The organism is Pseudomonas sp. GXZC (assembly GCF_026967615.1).
GTDB lineage: Bacteria > Pseudomonadota > Gammaproteobacteria > Pseudomonadales > Pseudomonadaceae > Aquipseudomonas > Aquipseudomonas azotoformans_A.
Genome location: NZ_CP114115.1, coordinates 1,248,165 through 1,271,498 on the forward strand (window position 1 = coordinate 1,248,165; position 23,334 = coordinate 1,271,498).

Below are 23,334 nucleotides of genomic sequence, written 5' to 3' on the forward strand. Positions count from 1 at the left end.
CGGGGCGTTTTTTATGGCGCCTCAAGCGTAGCTTTCGGTCTCGGCGGCAGGTTCAACCAGCTCCAGGCTGATGTTGTTCTGCGCGTTGATCTTGCGATACAGCTCGGCGTCCGTCTCCAGGACCTTTTCCCGTGCCGGGAAAATTTCCTGCAACTTGGCGGCCCATTCACCCGACGCTTTGCCTGGGAAGCACTTCTCGATCAATTCCAGCATGATCGAAACGGTCACCGAAGCACCTGGGGACGCGCCCAGCAGCGCAGCCAGCGAGCCGTCTTTGGCCGCGACCAGCTCAGTGCCGAATTGCAGCACGCCGCCTTTTTTCGGGTCTTTCTTGATGATCTGCACCCGTTGGCCGGCCACTTCCAGGCGCCAGTCTTCGGCTTTTGCCTCCGGGTAGAAGCGACGCAGGGATTCCAGGCGCTGTTCCATGGACTGGCGTACTTCGCTGACCAGGTACTTGGTCAGGTCCATGTTGTCGCGGGCCACGGCGAGCATCGGGCCGATGTTGCCGGCGCGAATCGACATCGGCAGGTCGAGGAACGAGCCGTGCTTGAGGAACTTGGTGGTGAAGCCGGCGTATGGCCCGAACAGCAGGGATTTCTTGCCATCCACCACGCGAGTGTCCAGGTGCGGCACGGACATCGGCGGCGAACCCACGGCGGCCTGGCTGTAGACCTTGGCCTGGTGGTGCTTGACCACGTCCGGGTTGTCGCAACGCAGCCACTGGCCGCTGACCGGGAAGCCGCCAAAACCTTTGCTTTCTTCGATGCCCGAGGCTTGCAGCAGCGGCAGGGCCGCGCCGCCGGCGCCGAGGAACACGAACTTGGCGTCCACTTCACGGCTGTTGCCGCTGTTGACGTCCTTGATGCTCACGGTCCAGCCCGCGCCGTTGCGCTTGAGGCCGGTGACGCGCTTGCAGTACTTGACCTGGGCGTCGGGCGAGCTGGTCAAGTGGCTGAGCAGTTGGTTGGTCAGCGCGCCGAAGTTGACGTCGGTGCCGTTCATCACGCGGGTGGCCGCGATTTTTTCGTCGAGCGGGCGGCCCGGCATCATCAGCGGCATCCACTCGGCCATTTCGCTACGGTCTTCGGTGTAGTGCATGTCCGAAAACGCGTGGTGCTGGCTGAGGGATTCAAAGCGCTTCTTGAGGAAGTCCACGCCTTTTTCGCCCTGCACGAAGCTCAGGTGCGGCACCGGGCTGATAAAGGACTTGGACGAGCCAAAGGTTCCCTTTTTGGTCAGGTACGCCCAGAACTGCTTCGACACCTCGAACTGGGTGTTGATGTGCACGGCTTTCTTGATGTCGATGGAGCCATCGGCGGCCTGCGGCGTGTAGTTCAGCTCACACAGCCCGGCGTGGCCGGTCCCGGCGTTGTTCCACGGGTTGGAACTTTCCGCGGCACCCGAATCCATCAGCTCAACGACTTCCAGCTTGAGGCCGGGGTCGAGCTCTTTGAGCAGTACGGCCAGGGTGGCACTCATGATGCCGGCCCCTACCAGTACTACGTCGACTGCTTCGTTATGCGCCATTTAACGCGTCTCCAAAATCTGCAGCACCAAATTGACGGCATGGCTGCCAGGAGTGACGGGGCGGTTCACGTGTTGCCCCAGGTTACCCATGGCCAGGATCGCCATGTCCGATTCGCAATTCTTTGCATGTTCAGCGCACGCTTCCTGCCGGGCTAATCTGCCTATGAACGCATTCATGGGCGCCTGTGGCAATTCGACTTATGGTCAAAGCGTGCGATTCGTGCAACCAATCCGTAGCGGACAGGCTCAAGCTCCGGTTTTTAAGGCGTGCTCGGTCCTGTGTGGTTGGGCTGTTCCAGACGCTGATGGTGCTTGTACAAACGCCAAACTATTCATTTGCTCGCCACACTCTTGTGAAGTTGTGAAAACCCGTTTTTTCACGCTCTTTTGAAGACGTGAACCTCAAAAAAGGGCTGCCCCAGCCTGGCACCTGGCCCCTAGCCGACACGCGGCAATACGGGCAAACAACTCAAGTGGCCGAGCGCAATGGCAGCTCTGGCAGATTCGGTAAAGGCGGGTGGTTTGCAAAGAAAACAGCAAGCGCGCCAGCTTCACTCGATCTGTGTGGGCGGCTCTCTGTGGGCGATTGTGGGGTTAGTGCCGAGGCATTAACGATGCTGCGAGGCCCGATCAGGAGACGTCCTTATAATCGGGGGGAGATTGTAGCGAAGAACGCCAGGGAAATGGGCGTGTTTTATGACTTTTATTAGGCGTTCGGTCAGGCGGCCAACGGCTGATGCCGGGGCGACCGCGCAGGACGTGGGTTGACGCGGGCACGGGCCGGCAGCGGGTGGTGCATCCAGCTCAGGCGGATTTCATCGATTTCTACCCAACCGTCGCCAACAGGCGGCTGGCTGCACTCTTTGAAGGCCTGGCAACGACCTTGCACATCGAGCAGGGCGAACTGACGAAGGGCGGGCTTGCGCGTAAACAATGACCAGAGAAAATGCATGGCGATCAACCTCCTGAGATTGGGACCCAGCATGCCTGGCCGGGATGACGAGCCCATGTAACGGGTGTGACATATCGGTGACATCGAACCGCCGCCCAGCCAACCGGTCTCAGGTTGTAACTGATGCTAGTTCCCCGCAGTGGCGCCCCGCTATACTGCCGGCCTGTCGGATCCTGATTTCTGGAGAGAAGCGCATGTTGCAACGCCTGTTGTTCGGTTTGATCACTGTGACCAGTTTGACCCTGGTTGGCTGCGCCAACAGCCCGCAACAACTGACCCCTGAGCCGAAAATCACCACGCAGCTGGCCCCAGTGGGCCACGGCCAGCCGGTGTCGGTGCGTGTGGTGGATGGCCGTCCGTCGCCGACCCTCGGCTCGCGCGGTGGCCTGTACCCGGAAACCGCCCTGGTCTCGGTGAATGCCCAGGACGTGCTGCCCAAGCTGCAGGCCCAGGCTGAAGCCGCCGTGCGCCTGCTGGGTTTCACCCCGAGCGCCAACGCACCGGGTGCGCCGCAGCTGACCATCACCCTGGCTGAACTGAAATACCAGTCGCCTAAAGACGGCCTGTACGTGACCGAAGCGTCCATCGGCGCGACCTTCAAGTCCGACGTCAGCGCCGGCACCCGTCGCTACAGCGGTCGCTACGGTGCGTCCCTGAACCAGCGCTTCGGCATGTCGCCGAACCAGGAAACCAACACCAAGCTGGTCAGCGACGTCCTCAGTGATGCCTTGACCCGCCTGTTCAAGGATCCAAGCATCGGTTCGTTGCTCAGCTCGCAATAAGCGATCCCACAAAAAGCCGGGCTCATTGATGAGCCCGGCTTTTTTTCGTCTCCAGTTTCATGCGGCGCTGTCGATACAGAAATCCAGCAGGCTCACCCCTGTCAGCAGATCGGTCTCCGGCAAGTCCGCATGCTGGTGTCCGCCGAGGGCGCAATACACCAGCCAGTGGCGGTCCTGGACGTTGAAGGCGAGGCCGCCGACCAGTGCTTCTTGCTCATCACTTTGGGCGATCAGATACAGCCGATCCTGGTTTTGCGCGTGCAGCATGACAAGCTCCTAAGCGTCGAAGGGCAACAGAGTGGCTTGTTAAGGTGACGTTCAGGTGACGGCGTAAATTACTGGATACATTACCCGTCAATGGGGGAGGGAGCATTTACGGCGCCGGAGGCCACTATCGTTCAGGTTTGTATCTGAACCGATACCAAAACACTGTTTTACCGAGGTTTGCGATGGCGCTGCCCGCATTATTGACCAATGTTGTTGCGTTAGCAGTGGCCTGTCCGGGCGCTGCGCTGCTGTTCCTTACTCGCCTGCGCGAACAGCGCGCACTGGCCGACCTGACCGCGCAAGGTGAAGACCGTGCGATCGACCAACCGATGTTGTTTCTGGATGTGCGCACCGAACGGGCGCATCGTCTGGCTTACCGCATCGGGTTCGCCTGCCTGGGGCTGGCGCTGGCCATCTCCTGGCTCAGCACCCGCCTCTAAGCCTTAAAGGGCAATCCCGGCCTTGACCCGATACTGATTACGCACCGGCGTTGCATATTGCACCACCAGGAAGGGGCGGTGCTCGGCCGGGCATTCGTTCAAGCGCCGCTCCCACTCTGCCTTGGCCTTGGCCAGTTCGTCCGCCGGGAACACTTCGGCGGCGGTCGGCACCTGCAATTGCGGGTCGGCATCGCTCCACTGGGCGTAGGCCAGGTAATGCACCGGGAACAGGCGATAACCGCCGAGAATCTGCCGGTCCATCTCTGCGGCCAGCAGCTTGGTGTCTTCGAAGCGCTCAGTGATCGGCGGCGCGAAGTTCACATGCACGCGGCCTTTGTAGCCGGTGATGCCCAGGGCAATGCTCACGTCATCCTCGCCCGGCGCCTTGCTGTAGGTGCCGGTGGTGGCGCGGATGTACAGTTCGCGGGCCTTGGCTGAATCGCACGGGTCGTATTCGTAGCTGATGGACACTGGCGTCAGGTTCAGCGACTGGATCACCTCGGCAAACGGCTCATCCTTGCGGCTGACGTGGAACATCTTGAGGATCGCCGACTCGGTGCGATCGTCCCCATCCTTGGCGCGCCCTTCGGCCTGGGCGATCCAGATCGACGCACCGTCGTTGCGGATTGAATGGTTGATGTACGCCGACAGCAGCTGATAGGCCGCCATCTTCTCTTTGCGCCCGGTGATCGAGCGGTGCACGATGAAGCTCTTGTTCAGGCGCATCAGGTCGCTGACAAACGGCTTTTGCAACAGGTTGTCGCCGATAGCGATACGCGGTGTCGGCAGGCCGGCGTGGTACACGGCGTAGTTGACGAAGGCCGGGTCCATCACGATATCGCGGTGGTTGGCCAGGAACAGGTATGCCGTGCCGGACTTGAGCTGCTCGACACCCGTGTAGGTTACACCGTCGGTCGCCCGATCAATGGTGTGGTCGACGTAGTACTCGACTTTGTCCTGCAGCGTGGCCACGGTGGTGACGCCAGCGAACTCGCGGCGCAGTTTGCGGGCGATCATCGGCTTGAGCAGCCAGCCCAGGGCGCCGGCAAAGCGCGGGAAGCGGAAGTGGGTCAGGATGTCCAGAAAGGCCTTGTCACTGAACAGACGTGCCAGCACTGCCGGGACTTCGCTGTCGTTGTAAGGTCGGATGGTATCGAATTCGCCCATCATGCTCTCTTGTTAGAAACGGCTAGGGTAAGTAAAGGAAATACCAGGGGGCGGACTGAGGAATGGCCTCAGCCGAAAATAGCCCTGTCAATAGACCGGCGATTATACGCACAAGTCACCTTGGAGGCTGCGATGCTGGAAAACGCGACGTACGATTGTCCTTATTGCGGTGAAGTGGTCGAGACAACTGTGGATTTATCTGGCGGTGACCAGCGCTATATCGAAGACTGCCAGGTCTGTTGCCGGCCGATCATTTTCGATCTGCAGGTACATGGGGAAGAGTGGATGCTCGAAACCCGAAGCGAAAACGAATAACGGATACACCCATGCAGCGAATCTACGAACCGGAAAACCTGATGGAAGGCGAGTTGCTGCAACAGATGCTCGCCAGCGAGGGCATCGAGGCGCATCTGGTGGGCCGTCATTTGCTCGGCGGCACCGGCGAATTGCCTATTTTCGGCCTGCTGGGCCTGGAGGTGGACAACGACCGCGCCGTGGACGCCCGTGAGCTGATTACTGCCTATATCGGCGCACAGCCGCTACCCGGTGACGAACCCGACAGCTTCCCCGATGTGCTGGTCTGTTAGGCTGTCGGTCGGTTTACCCAAGAGTCGTGTTGCCCCATGTGTGGACGTTATGCCCTGTTTCGCTGGAACCCCGCCTTTGCTGCCTTGCCGGGCTTCCCGGCCGACCAGCAGGCCCAGTGGAATATTTCCCCGAATGATTCGGTGCTGATCCAGCGTGTCACCGACGGTCAGCGCACCCTGGCCCGCGCCCGCTGGGGCCTCACGCCGCCGTGGTTGACCGATCTTTCCCGCACGCCCGCCCATGCCCGCGCCGAAACCCTGGCCGAACAACCGATGTTCCGCGAAGCATTCCGTCTGCGGCGTTGCCTGCTGCCCGCCAATGGGTTCTACGAATGGCGCGGCACCCAGCGCAAACGCCCGTACTGGCTGACGCCGGGGGAGGGCTCCACGCTGTTTTTCGCCGCGATCTGGGAAGCGTATCCGGTGCAGGAGCAGGTGTGGCTGAGTACGGCGGTGGTGACCCAGGCCGCGCAGGCCCAGCGTCGCCCGCTGATTCTGGATGAGGCCGGGCAGGCAGCCTGGCTCGATCCCGAGACGCCGTTGCATGTATTGCAAGGCCTGCTGGCCAGTGAACCCGTCGCGTTGCGCGAACGGGTGCTGGCCAACATGGTCAACGATCCCAAGCTCAATGGGCCGGAGTGCCTGACCCCGGCTTAGACCTTGAACTGATTGATCAGCCGGCGCTGCTGCTCCGCCAGCTTGGTCAAGTCTGCACTGGCCGCGCTGGATTCATCCGCGCCGCCCGCCACTTCATTGGCCACCTGGCCGATATTGATCACGTTACGGTTAATGTCCTCGGCCACCGCGCTCTGTTCCTCGGCGGCACTGGCGATCTGGGTGTTCATGTCGTTGATCACCGAGACGGCCTGGGTGATCGTCTCCAGCGCTTCGGCCGCCTTGGCGGCGTGTTGCACGCTTTCATCGGTGCGGTTCTGGCTGTCCTCCATCACCCGCACCACGTCCCGCGTGCCTTGTTGCAACTGCTGGATCATGGTCTGGATTTCTTCAGTGGCCTTTTGGGTCTTCTGCGCCAGGTTGCGCACTTCGTCGGCGACCACCGCAAATCCACGACCTTGCTCACCGGCCCGTGCTGCTTCGATGGCGGCGTTGAGCGCCAGCAGGTTGGTCTGTTCGGCAATCCCGCGAATCGCGGTGAGGATGGCGTTGATGTTCTCGCTGTCCTTGGCCAGGGTTTGCACCACGCTCACCGCTTTGCCGATTTCCTCGGCCAATGCGCCGATAGAGGTGGAGGTGTCGCGCACGATGCGCATGCCTTGGCTGGCGGCCTGGTCGGCATGGCTGGCAGCTTGGGCGGCCTGGGTGGCGTTGCGCGCAACATCTTGCGCAGTGGCGGTCATTTCATGCACAGCGGTGGCGACCTGATCGATTTCCACCATCTGCTTATGCACGCCCTGATTGGTACGGATCGCGATGTCGGCGGTGTGTTCCGAGGAGTCGCTGACTTTCTGCACCGAACTCACCACCTGGGTAATCATGCCCTGCAGCTTGATCAGGAAGGTGTTGAAACCGCTGGCAATCGCACCGAGTTCATCGGCACGGTCACTGGTCAGGCGCCGCGTCAGGTCACCTTCGCCCTGGGCGATATCATTGAGCATGGCCACCATTTGCTTGAGCGGACGGGCAATGCCGTGGCCGACCAGCCAGATCACCAGCAAACCAATACCCGCGATCAGCAGACCGGCGATGGTCATGCCGAAAATGTCGGTCTTGCGCTGGGCTTCCAGGTCGCTTTGCAGCTTCTGCGAATCAGCCATCACGGCGCTGAGTGGTAGTTGCAACATCAGCGTCCAGCGCGCGTCGGCCTGGCCGATATTGAACGGCAGGAACAGCTCGATGTGCCCGTGTTCCTTGTCGATGTCGTAGCGCACTTCGCCGACTTTCAGTTGGCCGAGGTTCGCCAGTTCGTTGCTGTCGAGCAGGTCGGTGGCCTTTTCGCCGAGCTTGCTGGCGTCCTTGGTGTAGGCCACCAGGCGGCCGTTGCTGGAGATCAGCGCCAGTTCACCCGCGCCGTTGTAGAGTTTTTGATCGGCGCTGGTGAGCATGTCCTGGATGAAGTTCACCGACAGGTCGGCACCGACGATGCCTTGGAACGCGCCGTCGATCATGATCGGCTCGATGAACGAAGCCAGCATCACCATCGCATTGCCCACCTTATATGGGGCGGGGTCGATGGCGCAGGCCTTTTTGTTTTCCTTGGAGCACAGGTAGTACTCACTGGCGCGTACGCCGGTGGAGAGGATGTTCTGGTCGTTGACGTCGGCAAGCTTGTCCAGGCCCAGGCTGCCATCGGCGTTGCGATACCACCACGGCAGGAAGCGGCCGTCGGCGGCCATGCCGACAATGGGGCTGTTCACATAGGCCGCGTCGTTACGATCGATCGCGTTGGGCTCCCAGCCAATGTAGGCGCCGAGGATCTTCGGGTTGCGCACCACGGTTTCATGCAGCAGGTTGATCAATTGCTCTCGGCCGACTTGCAGGGCCGGCTCGCCCTTGGCGTCTTTCATGCCGAGCAGGGCGTTGGCGGTAGCCAGGCTCTTGGCGGTCACCAGCGGTGCTTCGAGTTCGCGCTGGATCAGGGTGGCCTGGGTCTGGGCCAGGGCGGTCAGGCGTTGCTCGATGATCTGTTCAAACTGCACCTGGGTGCGATCCTGCACCATCTCTTGGGTCCGCGCTCCGGCAAACAAGGCGTACAGCACCAGCACCGCGACCACGCTCAGGACAATCGCCCCGGCCAGTGCCGCGACAGAAAATTGGATCGACTTGAATTTCATGAAGGCTCCGGGCACAGGGGAGAGAATCCGCCTTTTTGTATCGGCCACGGGCGCGCAGGGCATTAGGGCTTGTCCTACAAAAATGTTTGGAGCGTCGCAAATGGAATGCCCGCCGCCGTTGTGGGGGCGGTGGGATGTATCCGAAAATCAGCGGTTACACGTCTGGTGTATCTGGCGTCGATACAAACGAGCGCCTACGATACGCGCCATGTTTTAAGGGCGTGTTTTCAGGGAGAGGTTCATGAAGAAGTCATTGGCAGTTAGCGGCCTGGTTGCAGCGATGCTGCTGGCCGGGTGTCAGTCGGTCAACACCACCAGCGGCGGCGCCGTTGGGGTTGAGCGCAAGCAGTACATGTTCAGCATGCTGTCGAGTCAGGAAGTCGACCAGATGTATGCCCAGTCCTACCAGCAGACGTTGGGCGAAGCCAATAGCAAAGGCCAGGTGGACAAGACCAGTGCCAACGCCAAGCGCGTGCAGGCCATCGCCAACCGCTTGATCGCCCAGGCGCCGACCTTCCGAGCGGATGCTGCGCAGTGGAAGTGGGAAGTGAACCTGATCAAGAGCGACGAGATGAACGCCAACTGCGGGCCTGGCGGCAAAATCTTCGTGTACAGCGCCTTGATCGACAACCTCAAGCTCACCGATGACGAACTGGCCGCTGTGATGGGCCATGAAATCGCCCACGCCTTGCGTGAACACGGCCGTGAAGCCATGTCCAAGGCCTACGGCATCGAGATGGCCAAGCAGGGCGCCGGTGCCTTGTTCGGCCTCGGCCAGGACAGCCTGGCATTGGCCGATACCGTGGCCAACTACGGCATGACCTTGCCCAACAGCCGCAGCAATGAAAACGAAGCGGACCTGATCGGCCTGGAGCTGTCGGCCCGTGCCGGTTACAACCCGAACGCTGCCATCACCTTGTGGAACAAAATGGCTAAAGCCTCGGAAGGTGCGCCGCCGGAGTTCATGAGTACTCACCCAGCGTCCGACAGCCGAATCGCCTCGTTGCAGGCGGCGATTCCGAAGGTGATGCCGCTGTACCAGCAGGCCAAAAAGTCCTGAGTTAACGCAGATCAATGTGGGAGCCGGGCTTGCCCGCGATGCAGGCGGCTCGGTCTTTCAGTTGCACCGGGTTGCTGCCATCGCAGGCAAGCCAGCTCCCACAGGGATCGGGTTTACAGATTTAGATCCAACCGCTGCTCTGCATGGCCTTGTAAACCGCCACAATCGCCAGGATGAAGAACGCCGACGCCGCCAGTCGACGAATCAGCGTCAACGGCAGTTTCTCCGCCGCAAAATTTCCCGCCAGGACCACCGGTACGTTGGCAATCAGCATGCCCAGGGTCGTCCCGATAATCACCAGCCACAACTCCGGGTACTGCGCCGCCAGCATCACCGTGGCGATCTGCGTCTTGTCACCGATTTCCGCGAGGAAGAACGCGATCAGCGTGGTCAGGAACGGACCGAATTTGCGCGTGGTACTGGCTTCGTCATCGTCGAGTTTGTCGGGCACCAGGGTCCACAAGGCCGTGGCGCAGAAGCTCGCCGCGAGGATCCAGTGCAACACCGCATCCGAGAAGAAACTGCCGAACCAGGCCCCCACGGCACCGGCGGCCGCATGGTTGGCCAGGGTCGCGGCGACGATGCCGGCGATGATCGGCCAGGGTTTGCGAAAGCGTGCGGCCAGGATGAGCGCGAGCAGTTGCGTCTTGTCGCCGATTTCGGCCAAGGCAACGATTGCGGTAGGAACGAGTAGTGAATCCAGCATCAGGTAGGTTTCCAGGGGCGGGTCGACACGGCTATGACACGTACAGCCTTCCCGCCCCGGGTAAGGTGTGCGTGTCATAGGTCTTGTCAAACCCCGGTCCGTCTGTGCGGACTCCTGGGTCGCATACGCCATGGTCTGCTGACCAAGTATGTTGACGTATGCCGGACGAGCGTGGCGCTCGTGGGAGACTACTCCCCTAGGACGGAGCGGATTCTGCCTAGGCAAAACCCATTCGGCAAGCCTTCTTTTTCAAACGCCCGTCAGCCGCGCTTGGCGCGGTAGATGCGAAAACCATTGCCCTCGGCCTTGATTGCGCACACGCCCAGGTGCTCTTCGATCAGCGGCTGGTACTTAAGGAAGCTGTTGGCGACAAGGCGAAGTTCGCCACCTTTTGCCAGGTGTTTCGCCGCTTTTCGCAGCAGGTTTTCAGTGGCGAAATAATCGGTGTGTACGCCAACATGGAACGGCGGGTTGCTCAAAATCGCGTTCAAACCCATCGGTGCTGCGTCGATGCCATCACCGGTCAACACCTCGGCTTCCAGACCATTGGCGGCCAGGGTCAAGCGACTGCTGGCGGCGGCGAAGGCGTCCACGTCGAGCATCGTCACCGTGTTGTGCGGGTAGCGACGTTTGACCGCAGCCCCCAGCACGCCCGCGCCACAACCGAAGTCCAGCAAATGGCCGCTTGGCAGTTTGTCCAGATGCTCCAGCAACAACTCGGTACCACGATCCAGGCGCCCGTGGCTGAACACGCCTGGCAGGCTCACCACTTTGAGCGGGCCCTCGGCCAGCGGCACGTCGAAGACCTGGGCGAGGCTCTCCAGCTCGACCGCCTGCGGGGCGTTGGCCACGGTGATCTGCCACAGCTGGCAATGCCGCGCACTGTCGAGCTTGCGCGGTTTGCCGAAGGGGATCAGCTGCTTGGCGGCGCTTTCGATTCCGGCTTTCTTCTCGCCGACCAAAAACACCTCGGCGCCGGGCAAGCGCGAGGCCACGGCGTTGAGCAGGTAGTCGGTGAGGTCCTTGGACTTGGGCAGGAAGATCACCGCCACATCAAACGCCCGCTCCGGCACGTTCACGCCAAACTGGCTGCGCTCGGGGAAACGTGCGTCGAGTGCCGCCTGATCGCCGGCATGCCAGCACCAGCCGTGGGCATTGGGCAGGCGACCCAGCAGGTCGTCGGCAGGCAACCCCACCAGCAGCAGGTTGCCTTGAAAAAGTTCGGCCTGACGAAGCAGTACTTCACTGCGCGGATCCATGGTCTGCTCCTTGAAAAGGGGCGCAGTTTATCAACTGACGACGCGCAGCGGGGCCCCGTTGAAAAAGCCCCGGGCGTTTTCCGCCAGTTGGCCGACGATGCGCTGGCGCGCTTCGCGACTGCCCCAGGCGTTGTGCGGGGTGACGATCAGCCGAGGGATATCACCGGCCAACAGTGGGTTGCCATTCGCCGGCGGCTCCACGCTCAGCACATCGGTGGCCGCGCCGCCCAGATGGCCGCTGCGCAAGGCGTCCGCCAGGGCCTGCTCGTTGATCAAGCCACCACGCGCCGTATTGACCACAAACGCGCCAGGCTTGAGCAGCGCCAGTTCACGGGCGCCGATAAAGTCGCGGGTGTGTTCGTTGAGTGGGCAGTGCAGGGTGAGTGCGTCCACCTGCGCCAGCAGTTCATCCAGCGGCACGCGGTCCGCACGGGCTGGTCGGCCTGGAATAGCGCCGAGCACAACACGCATGCCGAACGCTTCAGCCAGTCGCGCGACGGCGCCGCCCAATTCGCCATGACCGAGCAGGCCGAGGGTCTTGCCTTCCAGCTCGACAATCGGGTGGTCCAGCAGGCAGAACTGCTTGGCTTCCTGCCACTTGCCGGCGCTGACGTCCCGTTGATAATCCTTCAAGCGCGTCGCCAGGTTGAGCAACAGCATGATCGTGTGCTGCGCCACCGACGGCGTGCCGTAGCCCTGGCAGTTGCTCACGGTGATGCCGTGGGCACGTGCGGCGTCGAGGTCGACGTTATTGGTGCCGGTGGCCGACACCAGGATCAGCTTGAGTTCCGGGCAAGCCGCCAGGGTTTCGGTACTGAGCGCGATCTTATTGCTGATGACCACGTGGGCGCCTTGCACGCGTTCAATCACGTTCTGCGGCGTGGTGCCGGTAAACAACTGCAACTCGCTGAAGCTGTCTCGCAGCTCGCTGAGGTCGAGGTCCCCCAGGTCCAGGGACGGGTGATCAAGGAAGACGGCGCGGCGATTGTTCGTCATCAACTGTACCTTTTGCGACAGGGTTCGAAGGCGTAATCTCCCGAGCCTATCAGATGAAATAATCAGTTACTTAATTGGAGTGAGCATGTACGCCGCCGAGTTCTTGACCGTAGCCCTGATTCACTTGTTGGCGGTGGCCAGCCCCGGCCCGGATTTCGCGGTGGTGGTGCGTGAAAGCGTGACCCACGGCCGTCGCGCTGGCACTTGGACTGCGCTGGGCGTCGGTTCGGCGATTTTCCTGCACGTGGGTTATTCGTTGCTCGGTATCGGCTTGATCGTGTCCCAGTCCATCGTGCTGTTCAACGCCCTGAAATGGGCGGCCGCCGCCTACCTGCTGTACATCGGCTTCAAGGCCCTGCGCGCGCAGCCGGCCAAGCCTGTCGCTGAAGGCGAGTTGCACCGCGAAGCCGGCGAGCGCACCCCGCGTGGCGCGTTTACTGCCGGTTTCGTGACCAATGGCTTGAACCCCAAGGCCACGCTGTTTTTCCTGTCATTGTTCACCGTGGTGATCAACCCCCACACACCGCTGGCGATCCAGGCCGGTTACGGCGTGTACCTGGCGGTGGCGACGGCGCTGTGGTTCTGCCTGGTGGCCATGCTGTTCAGCCAACAGCGCGTGCGCGCCGGGTTTGCGCGGATGGGGCACTGGTTTGATCGGACCATGGGCGCGGTGTTGATTGCCATCGGCGTGAAGCTGGCATTCACCAGCATGAAATAGGCTGGATGCTGGCGCAAAGCTAGCATCCATTGGCTTCTACAAATCATTCCTTTGGCTGATTTGGCTGAAACATATGCGCTCTACAGTGCAGTTCTTTCAGCCAAGACCGTGCAGTCATAAAAGGGATTCGTATGTTGCAGACCCGCGTCATTCCGCCCGCCGAAGGTGCGTACCAATACCCGCTGTTGATCAAACGCCTGTTGATGTCCGGCACCCGCTATGAAAAGACCCGGGAAATCGTCTACCGCGACAAACTGCGCTACACCTACCCCACCTTGATCGAGCGTGTTGCGCGCCTGGCCAATGTGCTGACTGACGCGGGCGTGAAGGCCGGTGATACCGTGGCCGTGATGGACTGGGACAGCCACCGTTACCTGGAATGCATGTTCGCCATCCCGATGATTGGCGCGGTAATCCACACCATCAACGTGCGCCTGTCGCCGGAGCAGATCCTCTACACCATGAACCACGCCGAGGACCGCTTTGTGCTGGTCAACAGTGAGTTCGTGGGGCTTTACCAGGCCATTGCCGGGCAGTTGACCACGGTCGACAAGACCCTGCTGCTTACCGACGGCGAGTCCAAGACCGCCGAACTGCCCAACCTGGTGGGCGAGTACGAAACCCTGCTGGCCGCCGCCAGCCCGAAGTACGACTTCCAGGACTTCGACGAACACTCCGTCGCCACCACCTTCTACACCACCGGCACCACCGGCAACCCCAAGGGCGTGTATTTCACCCACCGCCAGTTGGTGCTGCACACCATGGGCGTGGCGACCATCATGGGCAGTGTCGACAGCGTGCGGTTGCTGGGCACCAATGACGTGTATATGCCGATCACGCCGATGTTCCACGTGCACGCCTGGGGCTTGCCGTACGTGGCGACCATGTTGGGCCTGAAGCAGGTCTATCCTGGCCGCTACGACCCGGAATATCTGGTGGAGTTGTGGCGCAAGGAAAAGGTCACCTTCTCCCACTGCGTACCGACCATCCTGCAAATGGTGCTCAACGCCAAGGCGGCTCAGGACGTGGATTTCGGTGGCTGGAAAATCGTCATCGGCGGCAGTGCGCTTAACCGTTCGCTGTACGAAGCGTCCAAGGCCCGTGGCATTCAGTTGACCGCCGCCTACGGCATGTCCGAGACCGGGCCATTGGTGTCCTGCGCCCACCTCAACGAAGAACTGATGGCTGGCAGCGAGGATGAACGCACCACTTACCGCATCAAGGCTGGCGTGCCCGGGCCGTTGGTGGAGGCGGCGATCATCGACGGTGATGGAAACTTCTTGCCCGCTGACGGCGAGTCCCAGGGTGAGCTGGTGCTGCGCGCGCCATGGCTCAGCGAAGGCTATTTCAACGAGCCGCAAAAAGGCGCCGAGCTGTGGGAAGGCGGCTGGATGCACACCGGCGACGTCGCCACGCTGGATGCCTTCGGCGTGATCGACATCCGCGACCGCATCAAGGATGTGATCAAGACCGGCGGCGAGTGGATCTCCTCCCTGGCCCTCGAAGACCTGGTCAGCCGTCACCCGGCGGTACGCGAAGTAGCGGTGGTGGGCATCGCCGACCCGCAGTGGGGCGAGCGCCCGTTTGCCTTGCTGGTGGTGCGTGATGGCCATGTGATAGGGGCCCGTGAGCTCAAGGAACACCTCAAGCCGTTCGTGGAACTCGGCCACTTGAGCAAGTGGGCGATTCCGAGCCAGATTGCCGTTGTTACGGAAATTCCCAAGACCAGTGTCGGCAAGCTCGACAAAAAACGTATCCGCATCGACATCATCGAATGGCAGGCCAATAACAGCACCTTCCTGTCCACCCTCTGACGCCCCTCGCCGTGCCCGTTCGGGCACGGCAATGCTCTATCTGGCGCCTTTACTTGTGATTTGCCAATTTTCAGCCATCCTTGCCGCGTCGGCTTCCGCCGACGTGGCGAAAGGGTCGTGGCAGACGGGTCGGTGATGCAAATCACACTTTAGAGGGATCAAGCACTACCCCCTGCTGGCTATAGTCCCTTCCAGAGTTTTTCAAGGATGTTCCGCTACGGGCCATGGGGGCTCGGCTGCCGAGCGGCATTGGAATCGTTGTATTCCGGCCGTTACATGCATCACAGAAAGAACTCACTGCCATAACAATAATGCACATGGAGTAGCGTCGATGACCTCAGTAAACCAGTTCTGGCGCCGGGCAAGACTGCCCCTGGCCGTCAGTCTCGCTTCTACGCTCGCCGGGCCCGCATTCGGCGTCAGTTTCAACATTGGTGAAATCGAAGGGAGTTTTGACTCGTCGCTTTCCGTGGGGGCCAGTTGGTCGACAGCGAAGGCCAACCGCGATCTGATCGGTGTCAACAACGGTGGCAGGGGTTTGTCCCAGACTTCCGATGACGGCCACTTGAACTTCAAGCGTGGGGAGACCTTCTCGAAGATCTTCAAGGGCATCCATGATCTGGAACTGAAGTACGGCGATACCGGTGTGTTTGTGCGAGGTAAGTATTGGTATGACTTTGAACTCAAGGACGAAAGCCGCGAGTTCAAGGATATCAGCGACAAAGGCCGCCAGCAGGGCGCTCGCTCGTCTGGCGGGCAGATACTCGACGCATTCATTTATCACAACTACTCAATCGCCGATGAGCCAGGGTCTGTGCGGTTTGGCAAGCAAGTTGTGAGCTGGGGTGAAAGCACCTTCATTGGTGGCGGCATCAACTCGGTCAACCCGATTGACGTTTCGGCGTTCCGACGCCCAGGGGCCGAAATCAAGGAAGGCCTGATTCCAGTCAACATGTTCTACGTGTCGCAAACGCTGACCGATAATCTATCGGCAGAAGCGTTTTACCAATTGGATTGGCAGCAGACGGTGACGGATAACTGCGGGACGTTCTTCTCGCAGCCAGATGTGGTCTCCAAAGGCTGTGATGACAATCTGCGCCTGCTTGCCAAGCGCTCGACCATCGCTGGACAACCAGGTGGCCCGGGGGCATTGGCAGCGTTCAACGCTCTGGGGATTGATACCAACGAAGAGGGCACACTGGTTCGTCGCACCAAAGATCGCGAGGCGCGCGACGGCGGCCAATTCGGCGTGGCCATGCACTACAACTTCGAGCCGCTGGACACTGAATTCGGCGCCTACTTCATGAACTACCACAGCCGTGCACCGATTTTCAGCGCGACGGCGGCTCCGGCATCCGCCTACGCAAGGGCGCCGGCCTTTGGCGCTCTGGCCCCGGTATTTATTGCGGGTAACTCCAAGTATTTCGTTGAATACCCGGAAGATATCCGCCTGTACGGTCTGAGCTTTTCGACCACGCTGCCTACTGGCACCGCCTGGAGTGGCGAGATCAGCTATCGTCCTAACGCGCCTGTGCAACTGAACACCACGGACATCCTGTATGCCGGCGTCCGGGACCTGCCTGCTGCGTTTGGCTTGAGCAATGCCTCTTTGCTCAAAGGCAGTCCTGGCCAGGACTTGAACGGCTACCGTCGTAAAGAAATCACTCAGTTCCAGACCACCTTGACGCACTTCTTCGATCAAGTGATGGGCGCCAGTCGCTTAACCCTGGTGGGTGAGTTGGGAGTCACCCATGTCGGTGGCCTCGAAAGTAAATCGGATGTCCGTTATGGTCGAGACCCGGTCTTTGGTCCTGGTGCATTGCCTTCGACAGGCGCGCGTAATACCTGCTCACAGATTCTCAACCCATCGACTATCGGCGGCGCAGGGCCCGGTACCGATGCGAGCAATATGTCCAAGTACTGCGACAACGATGGTTTCACCACAGCCACCTCTTGGGGCTACCGTGGTCGTGCAATCTGGGAATACCCGGACGTCTTCGCGGGTGTGAACCTCAAGCCTAACGTTGCGTGGTCTCACGACGTAAAAGGTTATTCGCCAGGCCCTGGCGGTAACTTCGAAGAAGGTCGCAAGGCGGTCAGCCTGGGCCTGGATGCCGAGTATCAGAACACCTACACCGCCAGCCTGGCCTACACCAACTTCTTTGGTGGCAAGTTCAGTACGGTGGATGACCGCGACTTCGTCGCTTTGAGCTTCGGCGCCAACTTCTAAGCACACTGCATTTCAGGAAGACCAGAACATGAAAATAACTAAAAGTCTGTTGCACGTGGGTGTGCTTGGGCTGTCGATCCTGGCGAGCAACGTCATGGCGGCAGTGTCGGCGGATGAAGCCGCCAAGCTGGGCACGACCCTGACGCCGATGGGCGCTGAAATGGCCGGTAACGCCGCAGGCACCATTCCTAAATGGTCACCGCTGCCCACCAACGCCGGCGCTGTCGACGCCCGTGGATTCCTGGCCAACCCGTACGCCAGTGAACAACCGCAATTCACCATCACCGCGGCCAACGTCGAGCAGTACAAGGACAAGCTGGCGCCGGGGCAGTACGCGATGTTCAAGCGCTACCCGGACACCTTCAAGATGCCGGTCTATCCGACCCATCGTGGCGCTACCGTGCCGGCGGATGTGTTCGCAGCCATCAAGAAGAACGCCACCACCACCAACCTGGTGTCTGGCGGCAATGGCCTGGAAAATTTCGAAACCGCCGTGCCATTTCCGATCCCGAAAAGCGGCGTAGAAGTGATCTGGAACCACATCACCCGTTATCGCGGCGGCAGCGTGACCCGCCTGGTGACTCAGGCCACACCGCAAACCAACGGCTCGTACAGCCTGGTGTACTTCCGCGACCAGTTCGTATTCCGCGACAAGATGAAAGACTTCGACCCGAAAAATCCGGGCAACGTGCTGTTCTACTTCAAGCAGCAAGTGACCGCGCCGGCACGTCTGGCCGGTGGTGTGCTGCTGGTGCACGAAACCCTGGACCAGGTGAAGGAGCCGCGTTCGGCCTGGGTCTACAACGCCGGCCAGCGCCGTGTGCGCCGGGCGCCGCAAGTGTCCTATGACGGGCCAGGCACCGCAGCCGACGGCCTGCGTACCTCCGACAACCTCGACATGTACAACGGTGCGCCGGATCGCTACGACTGGAAGCTGGACGGCAAGAAAGAAATCTACATCGCCTCCAACAGCTACAAGATCGATGATCCGAAGCTCAAGTACGCCGACATCATCAAGGCCGGCCACATCAACCAGGACCTGACCCGCTACGAGTTGCGTCGCGTCTGGCACGTGGTCGCCACCTTGAAGGAAGGCCAGCGCCACATCTATGCCAAGCGTGACTTCTTCATCGACGAAGACACCTGGCAAGCAGCGGTCATCGACCACTACGACGGTCGTGGCCAACTGTGGCGCGTGGCGGAAGCCCATGCCGAGAACTACTACGACAAGCAAGTGCCGTGGTACGCCCTGGAAACCCTCTACGACCTGCAGTCCGGCCGTTACCTGGCGCTGGGCATGAAGAACGAAGAGAAACAGGCGTATGACTTTGGCTTCACCGCCACCACCAGCGACTTCACCCCGGCGGCCCTGCGCCAGGATGGTGTTCGCTAACGTGCGTTAACCGAGGCCGCATCCTCGCAAAGAAGCCCCGACCGGTTCGGGGCTTTTTTGTGCGCGTATTTTTTTGTCGCAGTTCTTTTTCAGTCATTTGTAGCAAAGATCTACAAACCGGCGGCTTTTACCGCTAGTCTGCGGACATCTGCAATGCCGACAACAGCCTTCTACAAGAGCCCGGCGATGACTGATCTGTCCCGAATCCAAGGGCCTGCCAGTGCGGTAATCCCGACCCTGGAAGGTCGCTTCTACAGGCCACCGCTGCCTGACGGCTACGTCCTGCGCCCGCGCCTGTGCGAACGCCTGAGCGCCGGGCTGGAAGGGCGACTGTTACTGGTCAGTGCACCGGCTGGTTTCGGCAAGAGTTCATTGGCGGTGGAGTTCTGCCAGAGCTTGCCGGCCCATTGGCAAAGCCTGTGGCTGGGCCTCAGCCCACGAGACAACGACCCTGGGCGTTTCCTCGAACGCCTGCTCGACGGTTTGCAGCAATTCTTCCCGCAACTCGGCGCCCAATCCCTGGGCCTGCTGAAAATGCGTCAGCGTCATCAACCCTTTGCCTTTGAAGAATGGCTCGATGGCCTGCTCGACGAGCTGGCGGTGCAGTTGTCCACCCGCGCGCCGTTATTGCTGGTGCTGGATGATTACCATCTGGCCCAGGGGCCGGTGCTTGACCGTTGCCTGCAGTTTTTCCTCAATCATTTGCCTGATGGTTTGGTGGTATTGGTCACCAGCCGCCAGCGGCCGGACTGGCATCTCGCGCGGCTGCGGTTGTCGCGTCACCTGCTGGAACTGCACGAACAGGATCTGCGTCTGACGCACGAGGAATCACTGGCCGTGCTGGATCGCCACAGCAGTTCCTTGCGCGGCGAAGCCCTCGACAACCTGATCCGCCGCAGCGAAGGCTGGGTCGCCGGCCTGCGTTTCTGGCTACTGGCCGCCTCCGAGGCTGGCAGCGATGGCGCCTTGCCGCAGAGCCTGCACGGCGGCGAAGGGCTGATCCGCGATTACCTGCTGGAAGAAGTCATCGACTGCCTGCCGACCGAAGTGCAGGCATTTTTGTACGACACCGCCCCTCAGGACCGTTTTTGCAGCGAACTCTGCGACGCGGTGCGTGAAGCCCACGACAGCGCCGAAATCCTGCATTACCTGCAGGCGCACCAAGTGTTCCTGGTGCCGCTTGACGAGCAGGGGCATTGGTACCGTTATCACCATCTATTTTCAGACTTGCTGCGCACGCGGCGCGCCAGCAGCAACGTGCTGCCGGCGGCCAGCCTGCACCTGCGTGCGTGTCGCTGGTTCAATGCCCAAGGTTTGATCGACGAGGCGGTGGAGCAGGCGTTGCGCGCCGGTCACCTGGATGTGGCTGCGAATCTGGTACAAAACCTTTCCGAAGAACAACTGTTGGCCGAGCAGAACGTGGGCATGTTGCTGCGCTGGAAAATGGACTTGCCTGACAGCCTATTGATCAGCACGCCGCGCTTGATCGTGCTCTACAGCTGGGCCTTGGGCCTGGCCTGCCAACTGGATGCGGCGGAGGAGCTGTCCAGCTACCTCAGCCGCTTCCTGCCGGCGCCGTCGGCCACTGCGCAAAAATCGATGCTGGCCCAGTGGCTCGCGTTGAGCGGGATCATCGCCCGTGGTCGGGGCGATCGCGAACTGACCCAGCGCTATTGCAGCGAGGCGCTGGAAAGCTTGCCGCAACGGCGTTATGGCCAACGGTTGATGTGTTTGTCGACCTTGTCCAACCTGGCCATTGTCGATGCCGACCTGTGGCGTGCACGGGGCTTGAATCGTGAATCCCTGGAACTGGCGCAGCGCGTCGGCAACCCCTTGTTCGAAGCCCTGGCCCATTACGACCGTGCGCGGGTATTGCAGGCGCGCGGCGAGATCCTGCGTTCCCTGGATGAAGTGCGCCAGGGCCTGCAACGCCTGCACGGCCTGGCGCCGCAGCGCTTGTACGCGGTGCGTGCACGGTTATCGCTTTACGAGGGTTTTTTGTTGCTGGTGCGGCTCCAGCCCGAAGCGGGCCTTGCCCGTTTGCGCACCGGTCTTGCTGAAGCCCGCGCTTGCCGCGATATAAGTGTGTTGATCGGCCATTGTGTGATCGCCAATTTCGAGGGTCGCCGGGGTGACTTTGCCAAAGCTTTCGCCGAACTGGCCGAGGCCGAACGCCTGATGCATATCTGGGACGTGCCGCCGATCTACTACCTGGCAATGATCACCCTGATCAAGTGCGAGCTGTGGCTGGCCCAGGGCCGCACCGACCTGGCCGATGCCTGGTTGACGCGCCTGGGGCAAACCTACAACGGCGAACACGCTGCTGCCGCGCCGGAGTTCCACCCACACCTGCCGCAGCATATCGGGCTGCAACAGGCTGCGTTGGACGCGACTCGCCATCAACCTGCTGCGGCGTTGCAGCGCCTTGAAGAACTGGCGCAACAGGCGCACAACAGCGGGCGTCAGATGATCGCGCTGATGGCCCTGACCCAGCGGGTGCAACTGCTGCTGGAGGACGGCCAGGAGGCCAAGGCGCGCCCGGTGTTTGCCCAGGCCCTGGAGGCCGGCATGGGTGGCGCGCTGCAACCCTTCCAGCGTTTGCTGGAGACTCATCCAGACTGGATGCGTGAGCAGCTTGCCAAAGATCCCCATGGGCTGCTGAATCAGAGCCTGCTGGCGTTGTTGCCGTCGGTCGTGGTGGTGGAGGCCGTTTCAACCCATGAGACGTTGAGCACGCGGGAGCTGGCGGTGTTGCAATTGATCGCCCAGGGCTGTTCGAACCAGGAGATTAGCAACCGGCTGTTCATCTCTCTGCACACGGTCAAGACTCACGCCAGCCACATCAACAGCAAGCTGGGTGTGGAGCGGCGTACCCAGGCCGTGGCGAGGGCACAGGAGCTGAGGTTGATCGGCTAGGGACGCCCCAGTCTGTTTTAATGGTGCAATTATTCTGGCGATACCTGCCCGGAATCGACATTTCACTTGCACGACAGGACCCTGAATGGAAACCGCCAAGCCGACCCTCATCCGCGAAACTTTTCCCGTCGGCCCTTTGCAGTGCAACTGCACCATCATCGGTGATCCGATCAGCAAAAAGGCCATCGTGGTCGACCCGGGCGGCAATCATGAGCTGATCCTGGCGCGACTCGATGCCTTGGGCCTGAAGGTGGTAAGCATCATCCACACCCATGCCCATCTGGATCATTTCCTGGCGTCCGGCCAGTTGAAAGAGAAGACCGGTGCCACCTTGCACCTGCACAAAGAAGATCAATTCCTTTGGGACAATCTGGAAATGCAATGCCAGATGTTTCGTGTGCCCTACATCCCGGTGCCTTCGCCAGATCGTTGGCTGGAGCATGATGAGGAGTTGGCCTGCGGCTGTGGCGTGGCGTTGCACACCCCAGGCCATACGCCGGGGTCGATGAGCTTCTGGTTTGCCGATGCCAAGCTGCTGATTGCCGGCGACACGTTGTTTCGTCGCGGTATCGGGCGTACGGATTTATGGGGCGGCGACCAGGCGACCATCGTGCGTTCGATCAAGCAGCGCCTGTACACCCTGGACGAGGGCGCGACGGTGGTGACCGGTCATGGGCCGGATACCCGACTGGGCGATGAAATGCGTGAGAACCCTTTTGTGCGGGCGTAAAGGAATAATTTCCGAGAAGCACGCGTTCTATAACAGGCAAGCCTTGTCGCAAAAACTCAGGTCGTGTTCAGCGTGCGTCTGCTACGGTTTCTGTAGCCACGGAATTTTTACCGTTTGTCGCGTTCCAAACTCCGCACAGGTCCATTGCCAATGTCCTTTGCACCATAGAATGCAAAAGTAGGAGCTCCCTTCATGTTCACTTCGCGTCGTCTGCTTGTTGTCGCTACCGTCGTAGCCCTGTTGTCCGGCTGCGCATCACCTAATCCTTATGACGGCAGCAGCCAGGGACAGGCGAGTAATGAATCCGGCGGTATGAGCAAGACCGCCAAGTACGGTGGCCTGGGTGCCCTGGCCGGTGCATTGGCGGGTGCGGCCATCGACCACAACAACCGTGGCAAGGGCGCACTGATCGGTGCGGTCGTTGCGGGTGCCGGTGCTGCGGGTTATGGCTACTACGCCGACCAGCAGGAAAAGAAACTGCGTGAAAGCATGGCTAATACCGGTGTTGAAGTTCAGCGCCAGGGTGACCAGATCAAGCTGATCATGCCGGGCAACATTACCTTTGCGACCAACTCGGACGCGATCTCCAGCAGCTTCTACCAGCCGCTGAACAACCTGGCCAACTCGCTCAAGCAGTTCAACCAGAACACTATCCAGATCGTTGGCTACACCGACAGCACGGGTAGCCGTCAATTGAACATGGACCTGTCCCAGCGTCGTGCCCAGAGCGTGGCCAACTACCTGACGTCCCAGGGCGTCAACGGCGCCAACCTGAGCGCCCGCGGTGCCGGTCCGGATAACCCGATTGCCAGCAACGCCGACGTCAACGGCCGTGCTCAGAACCGTCGCGTAGAAGTCAACCTCGGCCCGATCCCAGGCCAGCAGTATGGCCAGCCAGGCGCCCAGCAACAGGCACCACAACAGAACAATCAGTTCCAGGGCAACCCGTACTCGCAGTACCAGTAAACACTTGCTAATAAAAAAGGGCGCCATGC

At 60.8% G+C, this 23,334-nt stretch carries 21 protein-coding genes, 1 pseudogene and 1 riboswitch; of the genes and pseudogenes, 13 read left to right on the plus strand and 9 right to left on the minus strand.

Going from position 1 to position 23,334, the window contains the following annotated elements; translation table 11 throughout:
- Nucleotides 1–21: 21 nt before the first annotated feature.
- On the minus strand, nucleotides 22–1,530 hold the full coding sequence (gene mqo, locus OZ428_RS05865; protein ID WP_133074644.1) for a malate dehydrogenase (quinone): 1,509 nt from the start codon (nucleotides 1,528–1,530) through the stop codon (nucleotides 22–24).
- Nucleotides 1,531–2,248: 718 nt separating this feature from the next.
- Entirely contained in the window at nucleotides 2,249–2,482 is a 234-nt protein-coding gene (locus tag OZ428_RS05870; RefSeq protein ID WP_133074643.1) for a hypothetical protein, read from the minus strand.
- 194 nt (nucleotides 2,483–2,676) lie between these two features.
- Between OZ428_RS05870 and OZ428_RS05875 the strand changes: the two genes are divergently transcribed.
- A complete protein-coding gene (locus OZ428_RS05875; RefSeq protein ID WP_038849873.1) occupies nucleotides 2,677–3,264 on the plus strand; it encodes a YajG family lipoprotein in 588 nt (195 codons plus the stop codon).
- A gap of 57 nt (nucleotides 3,265–3,321) precedes the next feature.
- Here OZ428_RS05875 and OZ428_RS05880 read toward each other — a convergent pair whose 3' ends face one another.
- On the minus strand, nucleotides 3,322–3,531 hold the full coding sequence (locus OZ428_RS05880; protein WP_033899405.1) for a hypothetical protein: 210 nt from the start codon (nucleotides 3,529–3,531) through the stop codon (nucleotides 3,322–3,324).
- Between the two features lie 182 nt (nucleotides 3,532–3,713).
- On the opposite strand from OZ428_RS05880, the gene OZ428_RS05885 reads away from it, so the two are divergent.
- Nucleotides 3,714–3,971 (plus strand): hypothetical protein, encoded by a 258-nt coding sequence (locus OZ428_RS05885; protein WP_061435340.1) that lies wholly within the window; start codon nucleotides 3,714–3,716, stop codon nucleotides 3,969–3,971.
- Nucleotides 3,972–3,974: 3 nt separating this feature from the next.
- On the opposite strand, the gene OZ428_RS05890 is transcribed toward OZ428_RS05885, so the two are convergent.
- Nucleotides 3,975–5,138 carry a 1-acyl-sn-glycerol-3-phosphate acyltransferase gene (locus OZ428_RS05890; RefSeq protein WP_269132870.1) on the minus strand — a complete coding sequence of 388 codons (1,164 nt, stop codon included), beginning with the start codon at nucleotides 5,136–5,138 and terminating at the stop codon, nucleotides 3,975–3,977.
- 132 nt (nucleotides 5,139–5,270) lie between these two features.
- Here OZ428_RS05890 and OZ428_RS05895 point away from each other — a divergent pair, with 132 nt between their 5' ends.
- Genes OZ428_RS05895 through OZ428_RS05905 form a run of 3 tightly spaced genes read left to right on the plus strand, consistent with a single transcriptional unit; the run spans nucleotide 5,271 to nucleotide 6,382 of the window.
- Nucleotides 5,271–5,453, plus strand: a complete 183-nt coding sequence (locus OZ428_RS05895; protein WP_177112875.1) for a CPXCG motif-containing cysteine-rich protein — start codon at nucleotides 5,271–5,273, stop codon at nucleotides 5,451–5,453.
- Nucleotides 5,454–5,464: 11 nt separating this feature from the next.
- Entirely contained in the window at nucleotides 5,465–5,725 is a 261-nt protein-coding gene (locus OZ428_RS05900; protein WP_003171843.1) for a putative signal transducing protein, read from the plus strand.
- A gap of 36 nt (nucleotides 5,726–5,761) precedes the next feature.
- Nucleotides 5,762–6,382: an SOS response-associated peptidase gene (locus OZ428_RS05905; protein ID WP_133074641.1), complete on the plus strand. Its 621-nt coding sequence runs from the start codon at nucleotides 5,762–5,764 to the stop codon at nucleotides 6,380–6,382.
- On the opposite strand, the gene OZ428_RS34595 is transcribed toward OZ428_RS05905, so the two are convergent.
- Together OZ428_RS34595 and OZ428_RS34600 are read right to left on the minus strand one after the other, a co-directional pair.
- Complete coding sequence (locus tag OZ428_RS34595; RefSeq protein ID WP_371317952.1) at nucleotides 6,379–7,221, minus strand: methyl-accepting chemotaxis protein; 843 nt, start codon at nucleotides 7,219–7,221, stop codon at nucleotides 6,379–6,381. The genes OZ428_RS05905 and OZ428_RS34595 overlap by 4 nt on opposite strands.
- A gap of 15 nt (nucleotides 7,222–7,236) precedes the next feature.
- Nucleotides 7,237–8,580 (minus strand): annotated as a pseudogene (locus tag OZ428_RS34600) (HAMP domain-containing protein); the annotation flags it as partial.
- Nucleotides 8,581–8,758: 178 nt separating this feature from the next.
- On the opposite strand from OZ428_RS34600, the gene OZ428_RS05915 reads away from it, so the two are divergent.
- Nucleotides 8,759–9,577, plus strand: a complete 819-nt coding sequence (locus tag OZ428_RS05915; protein WP_038849881.1) for a M48 family metallopeptidase — start codon at nucleotides 8,759–8,761, stop codon at nucleotides 9,575–9,577.
- Between the two features lie 121 nt (nucleotides 9,578–9,698).
- On the opposite strand, the gene OZ428_RS05920 is transcribed toward OZ428_RS05915, so the two are convergent.
- From OZ428_RS05920 to OZ428_RS05930, 3 genes are all read right to left on the minus strand, one after another.
- A complete protein-coding gene (locus tag OZ428_RS05920; RefSeq protein WP_016978300.1) occupies nucleotides 9,699–10,283 on the minus strand; it encodes a TMEM165/GDT1 family protein in 585 nt (194 codons plus the stop codon).
- 88 nt (nucleotides 10,284–10,371) lie between these two features.
- Nucleotides 10,372–10,493: riboswitch (yybP-ykoY riboswitch) on the minus strand.
- Nucleotides 10,494–10,543: 50 nt separating this feature from the next.
- The gene (locus OZ428_RS05925) at nucleotides 10,544–11,542 is read right to left on the minus strand and encodes a class I SAM-dependent methyltransferase (protein ID WP_133074639.1); all 999 of its coding nucleotides are present in this window, start codon (nucleotides 11,540–11,542) and stop codon (nucleotides 10,544–10,546) included.
- Between the two features lie 30 nt (nucleotides 11,543–11,572).
- A complete protein-coding gene (locus OZ428_RS05930; RefSeq protein ID WP_133074638.1) occupies nucleotides 11,573–12,538 on the minus strand; it encodes a 2-hydroxyacid dehydrogenase in 966 nt (321 codons plus the stop codon).
- Nucleotides 12,539–12,623: 85 nt separating this feature from the next.
- Between OZ428_RS05930 and OZ428_RS05935 the strand changes: the two genes are divergently transcribed.
- The 7 genes from OZ428_RS05935 (at nucleotide 12,624) to OZ428_RS05965 (ending at nucleotide 23,305) form a co-directional block, all read left to right on the plus strand.
- On the plus strand, nucleotides 12,624–13,256 hold the full coding sequence (locus OZ428_RS05935) for a LysE family translocator (RefSeq protein ID WP_016978297.1): 633 nt from the start codon (nucleotides 12,624–12,626) through the stop codon (nucleotides 13,254–13,256).
- Nucleotides 13,257–13,387: 131 nt separating this feature from the next.
- The gene (locus OZ428_RS05940) at nucleotides 13,388–15,070 is read left to right on the plus strand and encodes a fatty acid--CoA ligase (RefSeq protein WP_269132872.1); all 1,683 of its coding nucleotides are present in this window, start codon (nucleotides 13,388–13,390) and stop codon (nucleotides 15,068–15,070) included.
- A 331-nt stretch (nucleotides 15,071–15,401) separates the two neighbouring features.
- Nucleotides 15,402–17,300: a DUF1302 domain-containing protein gene (locus tag OZ428_RS05945; protein ID WP_269132873.1), complete on the plus strand. Its 1,899-nt coding sequence runs from the start codon at nucleotides 15,402–15,404 to the stop codon at nucleotides 17,298–17,300.
- Nucleotides 17,301–17,328: 28 nt separating this feature from the next.
- The gene (locus OZ428_RS05950) at nucleotides 17,329–18,693 is read left to right on the plus strand and encodes a DUF1329 domain-containing protein (protein ID WP_133074634.1); all 1,365 of its coding nucleotides are present in this window, start codon (nucleotides 17,329–17,331) and stop codon (nucleotides 18,691–18,693) included.
- Nucleotides 18,694–18,879: 186 nt separating this feature from the next.
- A complete protein-coding gene (locus OZ428_RS05955; protein WP_269132874.1) occupies nucleotides 18,880–21,609 on the plus strand; it encodes a LuxR C-terminal-related transcriptional regulator in 2,730 nt (909 codons plus the stop codon).
- Between the two features lie 85 nt (nucleotides 21,610–21,694).
- A complete protein-coding gene (locus OZ428_RS05960) occupies nucleotides 21,695–22,339 on the plus strand; it encodes an MBL fold metallo-hydrolase (protein WP_028618886.1) in 645 nt (214 codons plus the stop codon).
- A 192-nt stretch (nucleotides 22,340–22,531) separates the two neighbouring features.
- Nucleotides 22,532–23,305, plus strand: coding sequence for an OmpA family lipoprotein (locus tag OZ428_RS05965; protein WP_012722283.1), 774 nt, complete (start codon nucleotides 22,532–22,534; stop codon nucleotides 23,303–23,305).
- Nucleotides 23,306–23,334 lie beyond the last annotated feature (29 nt).

What these genes read in the sequence shown, in the direction of transcription:
- mqo (WP_133074644.1), bottom strand. Translation starts at nt 1,530, where the DNA reads ATGGCGCATAACGAAGCAGTCGACGTAGTACTGGTAGGGGCCGGCATC.
- OZ428_RS05870 (WP_133074643.1), bottom strand. Translation starts at nt 2,482, where the DNA reads ATGCATTTTCTCTGGTCATTGTTTACGCGCAAGCCCGCCCTTCGTCAG.
- OZ428_RS05875 (WP_038849873.1), top strand. Translation starts at nt 2,677, where the DNA reads ATGTTGCAACGCCTGTTGTTCGGTTTGATCACTGTGACCAGTTTGACC.
- OZ428_RS05880 (WP_033899405.1), bottom strand. Translation starts at nt 3,531, where the DNA reads ATGCTGCACGCGCAAAACCAGGATCGGCTGTATCTGATCGCCCAAAGT.
- OZ428_RS05885 (WP_061435340.1), top strand. Translation starts at nt 3,714, where the DNA reads ATGGCGCTGCCCGCATTATTGACCAATGTTGTTGCGTTAGCAGTGGCC.
- OZ428_RS05890 (WP_269132870.1), bottom strand. Translation starts at nt 5,138, where the DNA reads ATGGGCGAATTCGATACCATCCGACCTTACAACGACAGCGAAGTCCCG.
- OZ428_RS05895 (WP_177112875.1), top strand. Translation starts at nt 5,271, where the DNA reads ATGCTGGAAAACGCGACGTACGATTGTCCTTATTGCGGTGAAGTGGTC.
- OZ428_RS05900 (WP_003171843.1), top strand. Translation starts at nt 5,465, where the DNA reads ATGCAGCGAATCTACGAACCGGAAAACCTGATGGAAGGCGAGTTGCTG.
- OZ428_RS05905 (WP_133074641.1), top strand. Translation starts at nt 5,762, where the DNA reads ATGTGTGGACGTTATGCCCTGTTTCGCTGGAACCCCGCCTTTGCTGCC.
- OZ428_RS34595 (WP_371317952.1), bottom strand. Translation starts at nt 7,221, where the DNA reads ATGATTACCCAGGTGGTGAGTTCGGTGCAGAAAGTCAGCGACTCCTCG.
- OZ428_RS05915 (WP_038849881.1), top strand. Translation starts at nt 8,759, where the DNA reads ATGAAGAAGTCATTGGCAGTTAGCGGCCTGGTTGCAGCGATGCTGCTG.
- OZ428_RS05920 (WP_016978300.1), bottom strand. Translation starts at nt 10,283, where the DNA reads ATGCTGGATTCACTACTCGTTCCTACCGCAATCGTTGCCTTGGCCGAA.
- OZ428_RS05925 (WP_133074639.1), bottom strand. Translation starts at nt 11,542, where the DNA reads ATGGATCCGCGCAGTGAAGTACTGCTTCGTCAGGCCGAACTTTTTCAA.
- OZ428_RS05930 (WP_133074638.1), bottom strand. Translation starts at nt 12,538, where the DNA reads ATGACGAACAATCGCCGCGCCGTCTTCCTTGATCACCCGTCCCTGGAC.
- OZ428_RS05935 (WP_016978297.1), top strand. Translation starts at nt 12,624, where the DNA reads ATGTACGCCGCCGAGTTCTTGACCGTAGCCCTGATTCACTTGTTGGCG.
- OZ428_RS05940 (WP_269132872.1), top strand. Translation starts at nt 13,388, where the DNA reads ATGTTGCAGACCCGCGTCATTCCGCCCGCCGAAGGTGCGTACCAATAC.
- OZ428_RS05945 (WP_269132873.1), top strand. Translation starts at nt 15,402, where the DNA reads ATGACCTCAGTAAACCAGTTCTGGCGCCGGGCAAGACTGCCCCTGGCC.
- OZ428_RS05950 (WP_133074634.1), top strand. Translation starts at nt 17,329, where the DNA reads ATGAAAATAACTAAAAGTCTGTTGCACGTGGGTGTGCTTGGGCTGTCG.
- OZ428_RS05955 (WP_269132874.1), top strand. Translation starts at nt 18,880, where the DNA reads ATGACTGATCTGTCCCGAATCCAAGGGCCTGCCAGTGCGGTAATCCCG.
- OZ428_RS05960 (WP_028618886.1), top strand. Translation starts at nt 21,695, where the DNA reads ATGGAAACCGCCAAGCCGACCCTCATCCGCGAAACTTTTCCCGTCGGC.
- OZ428_RS05965 (WP_012722283.1), top strand. Translation starts at nt 22,532, where the DNA reads ATGTTCACTTCGCGTCGTCTGCTTGTTGTCGCTACCGTCGTAGCCCTG.